This is a genomic window from Bacillus sp. SIMBA_031 (assembly GCF_046535225.1).
GTDB classification, from domain to species: Bacteria; Bacillota; Bacilli; order Bacillales; family Bacillaceae; genus Bacillus; species Bacillus velezensis.
Map to the genome: position 1 here is coordinate 451,946 of NZ_JAWRXC010000003.1, position 12,480 is coordinate 464,425.

The 12,480-nt window shown below is 48.7% G+C and carries 16 protein-coding genes; 12 read left to right on the forward strand and 4 right to left on the reverse strand.

Annotated features, from left to right (window positions below; genetic code table 11):
• Positions 1-14: 14 nt before the first annotated feature.
• Genes SB724_RS12185 through opuCD form a run of 3 tightly spaced genes read left to right on the forward strand, consistent with a single transcriptional unit; the run spans position 15 to position 2,291 of the window.
• Positions 15-668: an ABC transporter permease gene (locus tag SB724_RS12185; protein WP_032876432.1), complete on the forward strand. Its 654-nt coding sequence runs from the start codon at positions 15-17 to the stop codon at positions 666-668.
• A gap of 37 nt (positions 669-705) precedes the next feature.
• Positions 706-1,599, forward strand: a complete 894-nt coding sequence (gene opuCC / locus SB724_RS12190) for an osmoprotectant ABC transporter substrate-binding lipoprotein OpuCC (protein WP_410571387.1) — start codon at positions 706-708, stop codon at positions 1,597-1,599.
• Positions 1,600-1,616: 17 nt separating this feature from the next.
• Positions 1,617-2,291 carry a glycine betaine/carnitine/choline/choline sulfate ABC transporter permease OpuCD gene (gene opuCD, locus SB724_RS12195; RefSeq protein ID WP_202735142.1) on the forward strand — a complete coding sequence of 225 codons (675 nt, stop codon included), beginning with the start codon at positions 1,617-1,619 and terminating at the stop codon, positions 2,289-2,291.
• Positions 2,292-2,324: 33 nt separating this feature from the next.
• Here opuCD and SB724_RS12200 read toward each other — a convergent pair whose 3' ends face one another.
• A complete protein-coding gene (locus SB724_RS12200; protein WP_029325832.1) occupies positions 2,325-2,858 on the reverse strand; it encodes a GbsR/MarR family transcriptional regulator in 534 nt (177 codons plus the stop codon).
• 285 nt (positions 2,859-3,143) lie between these two features.
• On the opposite strand from SB724_RS12200, the gene SB724_RS12205 reads away from it, so the two are divergent.
• From SB724_RS12205 to SB724_RS12245, 9 genes are all read left to right on the forward strand, one after another.
• A complete protein-coding gene (locus tag SB724_RS12205) occupies positions 3,144-4,289 on the forward strand; it encodes a betaine/proline/choline family ABC transporter ATP-binding protein (RefSeq protein ID WP_038459874.1) in 1,146 nt (381 codons plus the stop codon).
• A 16-nt stretch (positions 4,290-4,305) separates the two neighbouring features.
• Positions 4,306-4,959, forward strand: a complete 654-nt coding sequence (locus tag SB724_RS12210; RefSeq protein ID WP_265972978.1) for an ABC transporter permease — start codon at positions 4,306-4,308, stop codon at positions 4,957-4,959.
• Between the two features lie 14 nt (positions 4,960-4,973).
• Positions 4,974-5,891, forward strand: a complete 918-nt coding sequence (locus tag SB724_RS12215; protein WP_410571298.1) for an osmoprotectant ABC transporter substrate-binding protein — start codon at positions 4,974-4,976, stop codon at positions 5,889-5,891.
• Between the two features lie 18 nt (positions 5,892-5,909).
• Positions 5,910-6,587 (forward strand): ABC transporter permease, encoded by a 678-nt coding sequence (locus SB724_RS12220; RefSeq protein ID WP_007613829.1) that lies wholly within the window; start codon positions 5,910-5,912, stop codon positions 6,585-6,587.
• 111 nt (positions 6,588-6,698) lie between these two features.
• Positions 6,699-7,412, forward strand: coding sequence for a lantibiotic protection ABC transporter ATP-binding protein (locus tag SB724_RS12225; protein ID WP_410571300.1), 714 nt, complete (start codon positions 6,699-6,701; stop codon positions 7,410-7,412).
• Positions 7,409-8,143: a lantibiotic immunity ABC transporter MutE/EpiE family permease subunit gene (locus tag SB724_RS12230; RefSeq protein ID WP_410571302.1), complete on the forward strand. Its 735-nt coding sequence runs from the start codon at positions 7,409-7,411 to the stop codon at positions 8,141-8,143. The genes SB724_RS12225 and SB724_RS12230 overlap by 4 nt, the downstream gene beginning before the upstream one ends.
• Positions 8,140-8,910: a lantibiotic immunity ABC transporter MutG family permease subunit gene (locus tag SB724_RS12235; protein ID WP_410571304.1), complete on the forward strand. Its 771-nt coding sequence runs from the start codon at positions 8,140-8,142 to the stop codon at positions 8,908-8,910. Before SB724_RS12230 ends, SB724_RS12235 begins: the two co-directional genes overlap by 4 nt.
• A gap of 21 nt (positions 8,911-8,931) precedes the next feature.
• A complete protein-coding gene (locus tag SB724_RS12240) occupies positions 8,932-9,594 on the forward strand; it encodes a response regulator transcription factor (protein ID WP_007613820.1) in 663 nt (220 codons plus the stop codon).
• Positions 9,585-10,988, forward strand: coding sequence for a sensor histidine kinase (locus tag SB724_RS12245; RefSeq protein WP_163113466.1), 1,404 nt, complete (start codon positions 9,585-9,587; stop codon positions 10,986-10,988). The genes SB724_RS12240 and SB724_RS12245 overlap by 10 nt, the downstream gene beginning before the upstream one ends.
• A gap of 84 nt (positions 10,989-11,072) precedes the next feature.
• Here SB724_RS12245 and catR read toward each other — a convergent pair whose 3' ends face one another.
• From catR to rghR, 3 genes are all read right to left on the reverse strand, one after another.
• A complete protein-coding gene (catR, locus tag SB724_RS12250) occupies positions 11,073-11,390 on the reverse strand; it encodes a catDE operon transcriptional regulator CatR (protein WP_007613812.1) in 318 nt (105 codons plus the stop codon).
• 81 nt (positions 11,391-11,471) lie between these two features.
• Entirely contained in the window at positions 11,472-11,903 is a 432-nt protein-coding gene (locus SB724_RS12255) for a helix-turn-helix domain-containing protein (RefSeq protein WP_410571307.1), read from the reverse strand.
• A gap of 24 nt (positions 11,904-11,927) precedes the next feature.
• A complete protein-coding gene (rghR, locus tag SB724_RS12260; RefSeq protein ID WP_003151677.1) occupies positions 11,928-12,338 on the reverse strand; it encodes a transcriptional repressor RghR in 411 nt (136 codons plus the stop codon).
• Positions 12,339-12,480 lie beyond the last annotated feature (142 nt).

Here is a 12,480-nt window from a genome sequence, read left to right on the forward strand (position 1 = left end):
GAGGAACGCTTACAATGAATGAATTGATCAAGTTTTTGCAGACGAACGGCGGAGAACTGTTATATAAAACATGGGAGCATTTATACATTTCGATCATCGCCGTCATATTAGGCATTGTCGTCGCCGTTCCGCTCGGAGTGGCGCTGACGAGAATGAAAAAGGGCGCAGGCGCCGTCATCGGCGCCGTCAACATTGTGCAGACCTTGCCGAGTCTCGCGATACTGGCGTTTTTTATCCCGCTGTTAGGCGTGGGAAAGGTGCCCGCGATCGTCGCGCTGTTTTTCTATTCGGTGCTGCCGATTCTCCGGAACACGTATACCGGCATTCAAGGCGTAAACAAAAATCTGCTGGAATCGGGAAAAGGCATCGGCATGACGGTCTGGGAGCAGATCAGGCTTGTGGAACTGCCGCTTGCGGTTCCGGTGATCATGGCGGGCATCCGCACATCCACCATTTATCTGATCGGCTGGGCGACGCTTGCTTCCTTTATCGGGGGCGGCGGGCTCGGAGACTATATTTTTATCGGCCTGAATCTCTATCAGCCTGAATATATTATCGGCGGCGCTGTGCCGGTCACCATTTTAGCTATTATCATTGATTATCTGCTAGCGGCGACGGAACGGAAGGTGACGCCGAAAGGGCTGAAAGGACTGAAGGAAGTATCATAAGGAGTTGGCTGTTTTGAAAAGAAACCAAAAGAGATGGATGTGCGCACTGGCGCTGTCAGCTGCTCTGCTTCTAGGCGGCTGTTCCCTTCCCGGCCTGAGCGGGGCTTCCGATGATACGATCAAAATCGGGGCGCAAAGCATGACGGAATCAGAAATTATCGCCAATATGATCGCACAGATGATTGAGCACAATACAGACTTGAATACGGCATTAATTAAAAACCTCGGATCGAACTATGTCCAGCAGCAGGCGATGCTCGGCGGTGAAATCGATATCGCCGCGACGCGCTACTCGGGAACGGATTTAACGAGCACCCTCGGCATGGAAGCGGAAAAAGACCCGAAAAAAGCATTATCCATCGTCCAGAAGGAATTTGAGAAACGCTTCCATTACAAATGGTTTGATTCTTACGGATTTGAGAACACATACGCTTTTACCGTCACGAAAGAACTTGCGGAAAAAGACCATTTAGACAAAGTGTCCGATATTAAGAAGCATGCGGATCAATTTAAGCTCGGTATAGACAATGCGTGGCTGAAAAGAAAAGGCGACGGCTATAAAGGCTTTACCGACACGTACGGCTTTGAATTCGGCACAACCTATCCGATGCAGATCGGACTTGTATACGATGCCGTGAAAAACGGGAAAATGGATGCCGTCCTCGCCTATTCAACGGACGGACGGATTAAAGCGTACGATCTGAAAATTTTAAAAGACGACAAGCAGTTTTTCCCGCCGTATGACTGTTCGCCGGTCATTCCCGACAGCGTGCTGAAGCAGCATCCCGAACTGAAGGGCATTGTGAATAAACTGATCGGCAAAATCGATACGGAAACGATGCAGGAATTGAATTACGAGGTGGACGGCAAGCTGAAAGAACCGTCCGTCGTCGCTAAAGAATTTTTGGAGAAACATCATTATTTTGAATAAGAAATGAGGTGGGGCAAATGGAAGTGCTGCAGCAGCTCGGCACTTATTATTCTCAAAACGGCGCCTATGTGCTTCAGGAGTTTTACCGCCATTTTCTCATGTCGGTATACGGCGTTTTATTTGCGGCGGTCGTTGGGGTTCCGCTCGGCATCTTCATTGCCAGGTACAGAACGTTAAGCGGCTGGGTATTCGCGGTGACAAACGTGATTCAGACCGTGCCGGCGCTTGCGATGCTTGCGGTGCTGATGCTCGTCATGGGGCTCGGCGCCAATACGGTGATTTTGTCGCTGTTTTTATATTCGCTTCTTCCGATCATCCGGAATACGTACACGGGCATCGCCAGCATTGAACACGCTTATCTTGAATCGGGAAAAGCGATGGGCATGACCAAATTTCAGGTGCTCCGCATGGTGGAGCTGCCGCTTGCGCTTTCCGTCATCATGGCGGGGCTCCGGACGGCGCTCGTCATCGCGATCGGCATTACCGCAATCGGTACGTTTGTCGGCGCGGGCGGACTCGGTGACATTATTGTCAGGGGCTCAAACGCCACGAACGGAACCGCGATTATTTTGGCCGGCGCCATTCCGACAGCGCTGATGGCCGTTATCGCAGATCTTGTGATGGCGTGGCTGGAGCGGGCGCTGAGTCCGGTGAGAAAGAAAAAACGAACCAAAGCGCCGAATGCGGCATGAAAAAAACGCCTTGCGGGTCAGGGCGTTTTTTTCTTATGGCTTCGGCACATGCTTGAAAATTTCTTCGCTCTCAAAAAACTCGATCAGACGGCTGATCCAGTTGTAGTAATCAAGCCAATCCTTTAATTCTTTCAGCAGTTCGTTGATTTTTTCCTCAGCTTCTTCCGGCACGCCGTTTTCAAGGACGGCCGTCAGTTCGCGGTTCAGCTTTTTATGCATCATTTTATTTTTGCTGACGACCTTGCTCCATGTGGCCGTAAACAGCGTAATAAAGGTTTGGTAATAATCCTGCTCGACGTCGTATAAATCTTTGCGGACGCCTTTTTCAAACACTTTTTCCGCCAGATTGACGTCAAGCATTTCACGGACCGCCTGGCTCATTCTCGTCTTGCTCATGCCGGTCGCTTCTGATAATTCAGTTAAGGTCATCGGCTTGCGGTTCATATAAATAATGCCTAAAATGCGCCCCACCGTCGCGGGCATTCCGAATGTATGCATATTTTCAGCGATTCGTTCTATCAAATGATCTTCAGCTTGTTCGATTACGTTTAAGGGATCTTTCTCCAACAGTTTCAATCCTTTCAGTCAGCAATTCCGATGTCAATATACCACATTTTTAAACCGGCGGAAATGCTCTTCCGAGAGAATTTGGCAGTAATCCGGAGCAATAAGAAGAACTTTGCCGGTCAATACGGGTTAATCAGTGCTTACACAACCTTTATATATAATATGGACAAATTGTAAACTTTTTAATTTACAAAGTTTAATTTATAATGGGAAACGTTCAATTGTCTGAAAAGTTAAATTTGAATTTAACGAATTGAATAAACTTAATCATGGAGGTGTGAGTGTTTGCTGACATTAGAAAATGTCTCGAAAATGTATAAAGGCGGGAAAAAAGCCGTCAACAGCATCAACCTGAATATTGCCAAAGGCGAATTTATTTGTTTTATCGGACCGAGCGGCTGCGGCAAAACGACGACGATGAAAATGATCAACCGCTTAATTGAACCGACAGAAGGCAGAATCCTGATAGAGGGCCGAAACATTATGGAACAAGATCCGGTGGAACTCAGAAGAAGCATCGGCTATGTCATCCAGCAGATCGGGCTGTTTCCGCATATGACCATTCAGCAGAACATTACGCTCGTTCCGAAGCTTTTAAAGCATCCTGCCGAAAAACGGAAGGAACGGGCGCGGGAGCTTTTAAAGCTCGTTGATATGGGGCCTGAATATTTAGACCGTTACCCTCATGAACTGAGCGGAGGACAGCAGCAGCGAATAGGTGTATTACGGGCACTTGCCGCAGAGCCGCCGCTCATCTTAATGGATGAACCGTTCGGGGCGCTTGACCCGATTACGAGAGATTCCCTTCAGGAAGAATTTAAAAAACTGCAAAAAACCTTACATAAAACCATCGTATTTGTTACCCATGATATGGACGAAGCCATCAAGCTTGCGGACAGAATCGTCATTCTGAAAGCGGGAGAAATCGTCCAGGCCGGAACGCCTGATGAGATTCTCAGATTTCCGGCGAATGAATTTGTTGAAGAGTTTATCGGCAAGGAACGGCTGATCCAATCATCCAGCCCTGATATTGAACGGGTGGAGCAGATCATGAATCCCGATCCCGTGACGGTAACACCTGAGAAAACACTGTCAGCCGCCATTCAGCTGATGCGTGCCGAGCGGGTGGATTCGCTGCTCGTCATTGATGAAAAGAACGTTCTCCAAGGTTATGTCGATGTGGAGATGATTGACCGCAAACGAAGACAAGCGGTAACCGTCGCGGAAGTGCTTGAACGGGATCTGTACACGGTCAGAAGCGGGACTCTGCTTCGCGACGCCGTCCATAAAATTTTAAAAAGAGGCATGAAATTTGTGCCGGTCATTGATGAAGCCGGCCGTTTAACGGGAATCGTGACAAGGGCAAGCCTCGTTGACATCGTCTATGACTCCATCTGGGGAGAAGAGAATCAGCTCGCGGTGATGTCATGAGGGGGCTTCAATTGATATGAATCAGACCGTGCAATTTTTACAGGCAAATGGAGGAGAGATGCTTTATAAAACATGGGAGCATCTATACATCTCATTAATCGCCGTCATGGCGGGCATTCTCGCCGCCGTTCCGCTCGGCGTCCTGCTGACGAGGATGAAAAGAGGAGCCGGCGCCGTCATCGGCATCGTCAACATCATTCAAACCTTGCCGAGTCTTGCCATTCTTGCGTTTTTTATTCCGCTTTTAGGCGTAGGAAAGGTCCCGGCCGTTGCGGCGCTGTTTTTCTATTCCATGCTGCCGATTCTCAGAAACACGTATACGGGGATTCTCGGCGTCAATCGGCATCTTCTGGAATCGGGAAAAGGGATCGGCATGACGGCATGGGAGCAAATCAGGCTTGTAGAGCTCCCGCTTGCCGCTCCGGTCATCATGGCGGGCATCCGGACGTCTTCGATTTATTTAATCGGCTGGGCGACGCTCGCCTCCTTTATCGGCGGAGGCGGACTGGGAGATTACATTTTTATCGGCTTGAACCTTTATCAGCCGGAGTATATTATCGCAGGCGCTGTTCCGGTCACGATGCTGGCGGCCGCTGTCGATTATATGCTGGGGATGACAGAACGGAAAGTCACGCCTGACGGGCTGAAGAGCATAAAGAATGCTTCATAAGGAGGAGGTCTCTCATGGGGAATAGATGCAAAAAACGGCTGCTCGCAATTGCCTGTATCGGCATGCTGCTCCTTGGCGGATGCTCGCTCCCGGGGTTGAGCGCCGCATCGGAGGATACCATTAAAATCGGCGCGCAAAGCATGACCGAATCAGAAATCATCGCGAGCATGCTCGGGCAGATGATCGAACATCACAGCGGGTTGAAAACATCCGTTATTAAAAATCTCGGCTCCAACGCCGTACAGCAGCAATCCTTGATCAACGGTGATATTGATATCGCCGCTACACGCTATACAGGTGACGCGCTGACCGGGACGCTTCGCATGGAGCCGGAAAAAGACCCGGAAAAAGCGCTGCGGCTCGTTCAGCGTGAATTTCAAAACAGATATGACATGAAATGGTTTGATTCTTACGGCTTTGATAATACATACGTCTTTACCGTTTCCGGACAGCTTGCCCGCAAGTACCATTTAGAATCGGTATCCGATGTCAAAAAAGAAGCGTCTCATCTGAAATTCGGCGTAGATAACTACTGGATGAAGTTGAGAGGCAACGGATATCAGGATTTTATGAAAACGTACGGAATGTCATTTGAAGGCACGTATCCGATGCAGATCGGCCTCGTTTACGACGCGCTGAAAAGCAGAAAGATGGATATCGCGCTCGCTTATTCCACCGACGGAAGAATCATCGCTTACGGACTGAAAACGCTGAAGGATGATAAGCGGTTCTTTCCTCCGTATGACTGTTCACCCGTCGTTCCGGATCATGTATTAAAAGAGCATCCCGAACTGGAGGGCGTGATCAATAAAATGATCGGCGCGATTGATACAAAGATGATGCAGAAAATGAATTACGAAGTTGACGGCCAATTAAAAGAGCCGTCCGTCGTGGCCAAGGAATATTTAGAAAAACATCATTACTTTGAATAACGGAAAGGAGATGTGCGGATGGACACGATGAAGGAGCTGTTTACGTATTACGCTCAAAACGGCAGCTATGTTCTGTATGAATGCTGGCGGCACTTTCTCATGTCGGCGTACGGCGTCGTTTTCGCCGCCGTTTTCGCCATTCCGGCCGGAATTGTGACAGCAAGGCACGGGCGTCTCGCCGGCTGGGTGTTTGCTGTGGCGAACGTGATTCAAACCGTTCCGGCGCTTGCGATGCTCGCCGTCCTGATGCTCGTCATGGGACTCGGCGCCAATACGGTCATCACGGCTTTGTTTTTGTATTCCCTGCTGCCGATTCTCAGAAATACGCACACGGGCATTATCAATATTGAGCACGCTTATCTCGAGTCGGGAAAAGCGATGGGCATGACGAAATACCAAATCCTTCGTATGGTGGAGCTGCCGCTTGCGCTTTCCGTCATTATGGCGGGTCTCCGAACGGCGCTCGTCATTGCCATCGGCATCACGGCGATCGGCACCTTCGTCGGGGCGGGCGGCCTCGGCGATATGATCGTCAGAGGGTCGAACGCGACAAACGGAACCGCCATTATTCTGGCGGGCGCCATCCCGACCGCGCTGATGGCGGTAGCCGCAGACCTGCTGATGGCGTGGCTGGAACGAGCCCTCAGCCCGGTGAAAAAACAAAAAAGAAAGCTGATCGTACGCTCAGCCTCATGAAAAAAGCATTCTTCCGCGTGAAGGATGCTTTTTTTTTGATTTCTTGATTAAATTTTGATAACTGCGCTGTAAAGTCTTACATATCAAATAACAAAGCAGAGGGGTAATCAAATGAGCAACATCTTAGAAACGAGACAGCTGCAAAAATCATTCGGCAGACAACAGGCAGTGGCTGATGTGTCTCTATCAGTAAAGCGCAACAGTATATACGGCCTGCTCGGTCCGAATGGCGCGGGAAAATCAACGACACTTAAAATATTGACCGGCATGCTGCAGCAAACATCCGGCGAGGTTCTGTTCGACGGACATACATGGAAGCGCGAAGATTTGAAAAGCATCGGTTCCCTGATTGAAGCGCCGCCGCTTTACAGCAACCTGACAGCCGCTGAAAATCTGAAAGTCCGCTGCGTTATGCTCGGACTGCCTGATTCAAGAATTGCGGAAGTGCTGGAAATTACGGGATTAACGGAAACCGGAAAAAAGCGCGCCGGACAATTTTCCATGGGAATGAAACAGCGTCTCGGCATTGCGTTAGCATTATTAAACCGTCCGTCGCTCTTAATTCTTGATGAGCCGACAAACGGATTGGACCCGATGGGAATTCAGGATTTGCGGGAATTTATCCGCTCCCTGCCCGGACAGGGAATAACGGTTATTTTATCAAGCCACCTGTTATCAGAAGTCGAGCAGATCGCAGACCATATCGGAATCATCAGTGACGGCGTTTTAGGATATCAGGGAGAAATCAGCCGGGAAGACGATCTGGAGCGGCTGTTTCTGGAGGTTGTCAAATCAACACGGGAGAAAGCGGGGACTGGGAAATGATTCAGTACATGCAGGCGGAACATCTTACATCTAAAAGAACATTTATCAGAAAGCTGATCATTCTTATCCCTCTTCTGAACACGGCTTTTTCTTTTCTGCTGAATACCGCCTATTTTATGACGGGCACGTTCAATTGGTGGGCGGTTATTTTCATGCCGCTCATGATTGCTCTAATGTGCGGTTTATCTGTTAAAAAAGAGAAAAAATCAGCGAATGACCGTGCGGTGTACTCACTGCCGGCTGACTTGAAGAGCATATGGTTCTCAAAAATAAGCTTGATCGCGCTGTATTCACTCCTGTCGCAAATCGTCTTTTTAGTCATCATGTTTTTGCTTGGCCTTGTGTTTCCGGCAATTGCTGCGGTTCAGCTGAAAGGTATTGAAGCAAGCTCCCTTTTGTGGCTGTCTGCGCTTTGGGAAATTCCGTTCTGCTTATGGATTGCCAGACAGTTCGGGTTTACGGCAGTGATTCTCATGAATATGATCGCCGCCTTTGTTTTAGGCATTGTGCCGGCGTCAGGCTCATTGTGGTGGCTGAGCCCATGGAGCTGGTCAGTCCGGGTGATGTCACCGATTCTCGGGATCCATCCGAACGGCATTCCGCTTCCCGCAGACAGCGGCTTATTAAACGGAAACGTGCTCTTTCCGGCTATTATTCTTTCTATCCTTTCTTTTATCGCAATAAGTTTTGTTTCCGCCGTGTCTTTTTCAAAAGGGGGAAACCGGTCATGACCGTGCTTTTACGATATATGTGGGCCGATGTATTAAAAATGAAGCGCACGCCGCTCATATGGATGCATGCTGCGGCACCGGTTTTATGCGCGGGATTTTTCCTGTTGTATATGTATGGAAGGGTTCAGGAGCCTTATATGCTGTACAGTGTGTTTTTCAGCGTGATTGCTGTTTTATACCCTTTAATCATCAGTATTGTCTGCGGCATGTCTGCCTCGGTTGAGGAACAGGCGGGCCATTTTCAGATGATGCTGGCGGTTCCGTATTCTAAAATCGTCAGTTTTGCGGGCAAGCTGCTTCTATTGCTGCTCTTGAATGTGTTATCGATAGGTCTCGCCATCTGTCTTTATTTGGCGGGGATGAAATTTGTTCTTCACATCAATGACCTCCCGTATCTTCTCTTTTTAAAAGGAGGGGCGTGGCTGATTGCCGGCAGTATTCCGCTCTATATGATGTCTTTTTTTGTCGGCATAAAGTACGGCATGGGACCGTCCGGGCTTTTAGGGGGTGCGGGTTTATTAATGGCGGCGCTCATGAATACGGGACTTGGCGATATCATCTGGCGTTTTTTCCCGTGGGCATGGAGCGTACGGCTTTCAGGCCTTGCAGGACTGCTGCATTTTGACAAAGTCAAAAAAGAGTTCCTCCCTTATGTAAGATACGATATGAGATTCGGAGAAATAATGTTATATTTTTCTATAGTGATATTATGTCTGGCCGGCCTCTATTGGTGCAGAAGATGGGAAGGGCGGCGTTCATATGAATAAAGGCAAGGAGCGATTCGGCCGGTGGCAAACATTTTAGCAATTGATGATGAAAAAGATATTCTCGTTCTGATCAGAAACATTTTACAGCGTGATCAGCATACAGTAACGATTCTGGAAAAAGCGGAGGATCAGTCATTGGATTTTTTTCAAGGCTATGATTTGATTCTTCTTGATGTCATGATGCCCGGAACGGACGGGATTGAACTCTGCCGGCGGATTCGGCCGCTGGTGGACAGCCCGATCCTGTTTTTAACGGCAAAGTCTGACGAAGAATCCATTGTGAAAGGCCTCATGACAGGCGCTGATGATTACATCACAAAGCCGTTCGGCGTACAGGAATTGATGGCAAGGGTAAACGCGCATGTCAGAAGGGAACGGCGGGAAAAGCATCAGACGAAACGGCTGATATCTGGCTTCATGTTTGATTTTGACAATAAAGAAGTATGGATTGATGACCGGAAACTGCCTCTTACGAAAAATGAATATAAAATCGTTGAATGTCTGGCACAGCATAAAAACAGAACATTCTCACGGGAGCAGATTTACGAGGAAGTGTACGGCTTGGACGGCGATGCGCTCTATTCAACCATTACGGAGTTTATCAGAACCATCCGGAAAAAATGTAAAGAACACGGGGCTGATCCGATCAAAACGGTGTGGGGTGTCGGATACAAATGGGAATAGCAAAAGGAAAATCCAGCATCCGCAAAGAGCTTGTTAAATTTACCATCACGCTGTGTCTGAGCACGATGGGGGTGGCGGCATTATGTGTCGCCTTAAATGCCATTGCTATGAATGCCGGAGCGATCCTGCCCGCAAACTACAGCGAGCATGAGGCGGAACAGATCAAACCCCGCCTGAAATCAGCGGAAAAGATAACAGAAGACATGATCCCCGCAGGTATGACATACGCCGTTTTTGATAAAAAAACAAAGCGGATGACAAAAGGAACGATGACGGAACAAGATGCGGCCAACGCCAGAAAAAAGATTCAGCATCAGCCGTATTTTAATTATGCCCAAAAAGGATTCATGGTGATAAATCGGAAAGATGAATATGGCGTTCTCCAATATTCACTTAGGTCGGAATTTCAGTCGCCGCTGTTAAGGCGCTATCTGCCGAATTATGAATGGACGGGTCTTACGATTCTGATCACTTTGCTTCTTTTGACCGTTTTTATCGTGACGACGCGTTTCGCCAATCAGCTGAGACGGCATTTCAGCACACTCAGCTCCATTACGGCAAGCATTCAAAAACAGAATTTAAATATCAATCCAAAAAGGTCGCGCATAAAGGAATTTGACGATGTCATTGACTCTCTGCTGAAAATGAAAGACGCGCTTCAGGCATCTCTGGCGGCGCAATGGGAGGCGGAGCGGATAAAGAAAGAACAAATCGGCGCGCTTGCGCATGATATTAAAATTCCGGCAACGATTATTAAAGGAAATGCCGAGCTGCTTCAGTTAACAGAGCCTGATGAGGAGCAGGCGGAATATGCGCAGTATATTCTGGATGCCGGAAACAAAATCGAGCATTATGTCGGACAGCTGATCCAGCTTTCTAAAGCGGAGGAGGCAGTTGCCGTTCATGTGGAATATACCGACCTCAAAGAGTGGATTCAAAACATATATCGTGACGCGGCGGCGCTTGCGGGGCCGAAACAGGTTGATCTCGTCCTCAGCGAACGGGGAATTGACCGAATAGAAGCGCCGATCGATCATGAGCTGCTCCACAGGGCGGTCATGAATATCGCGGCAAATGCCGTCGACTATACGCCGGAAGGAGGGGAAATCCGTGTGGACGTCCTGTGCACCGATTCCGCCCTCCATCTTGCCGTATCCGACAGCGGAAGCGGGTTCTCGCCGGAAGCGCTGAAAAGAGCGACACAGCTTTTTTACACGGAGGATAAAAGCAGACATTCGGCGGGGCACCACGGCATGGGGCTTACATTCGCCCATCATGTCGTACATCTTCACCACGGCGAATTAATACTTGAAAATCAGGAGTCTGGAGGAGCCCGGGCGGAGATTCGAATTCCGCTGGAAGGCGTCAGACAAAAACAAGCCCTGCACGCCTGAGGGCTTGTTTTTCTGTTTAAGAAAAGTAAAAATAAAAACGGCTGTCCGTTTGAGAGATCAGCCGCTTATGCGGAAAAGAGTTTATTAGGAAGGATCAATCCATTGTGAAGACCACTTGGAAATTTCCTCTAAAATAGGGGCTAATGCGCAGCCTTTTTCCGTTAAAGAATACTCAATGCGGACAGGCGTTTCGGGGATAACATCCCGTTTGATGACACCTTCTGTTTCAAGTTCTTTCAGACGTTCTGACAAGACTCTTCCGCTTAAATTCGGAAGCGCCGCTTCAATTTCGCTAAATCGCTGCTGTCCGTTCAATAACTGAAAGACGATTAGAGCCACCCAGCGTTTACTTAGGATGTCGACCGCTTTTTCGAATCTGGGGCACATTTCTGATTGGTTCATGCTTTTTCACCTCGTCTTCTGCTATTATACCGCAAAATCGGAGGGAACGTACGTCTGGCGCTTGTTAAGTTGAGGAGAGGATCAAAAAGAGGATGAGGAATCCGGGGAGCGCTTTTTCGCTTCAGCCGCGATAAAATCAAAGTATTTGCTGACGCTTTCAATATCTTCTTTTGTGAAGTGCTGCCACTTTTTGCTGTCAAACAGCGGCAGATGCTCCGCGCCTCTGGCAACGGCGGTCTGATAGATGGCGCAGATGGATTGATAGCTTTCGGAGGTTTCGCGGATTTCCTCCTGAAATGCCTTGATGTGTCCGGCCCGCGCCATTAACTCCTCGTACGGAATTTTTAATGTGTCCGCCAATTTTCTGATGGTCGCGGGTTTAGGAATGCCGCGGTGCCCGTTTTCAATTCTGGAAATCGTCGCCGAGCTGACGCCGGAATAGACGGCAAGCTGATTGACGGTAAGCTTCCGGGCGCGGCGCAGCTCTCTTAATTGCTTTCCGAATGTGTTCAATAAGATCGCCTCACATGTGCAAAGTCATGAGTCTTCGTTTGTTCTTTTTTTGGCTTCCGCCGATAAGAACGCAAAGTATTTATCAAGCAGAACCAAGTCTTCTTTCGACAGGTGCCGCCAGTTCTCCCGCTCCAAAAGGGATAAATCATGCAGCTCATACGTTTCGGCTTTTTCCAGCAAGGTGCAGCCCGTGTCGTACGGGGCTCTCGTTTCCTGGACGGTCTCTATGTATCCCGCCGTCTGCATCAGTTCCTCATACGGGATTTTTAACGCATCTGCGAGCTTTTTAATGGTTGCAGGTTTCGGCACCCCGCGTTTGCCGTTTTCAATCCGCGAGATTCCCGCGGCGCTGACGCCTGAATACGTTGCCAGCTGGTTCACTGTCAGATGCCTTTTTTCCCGCAATGTCCGCAATTGTTTCCCGAAGCTTTCCACAGTCTCTCCCCCTCCCGCGGTCTATTTATATTCTAGTATGTTTATTGACTAAAGGGAATAGCTGGACTGGAAAAGTATTGACAAAAGTTAACAAAAGCCGTATCTTATGTATAAGAAAGAAAGTATTTGACAGAACGGAAGG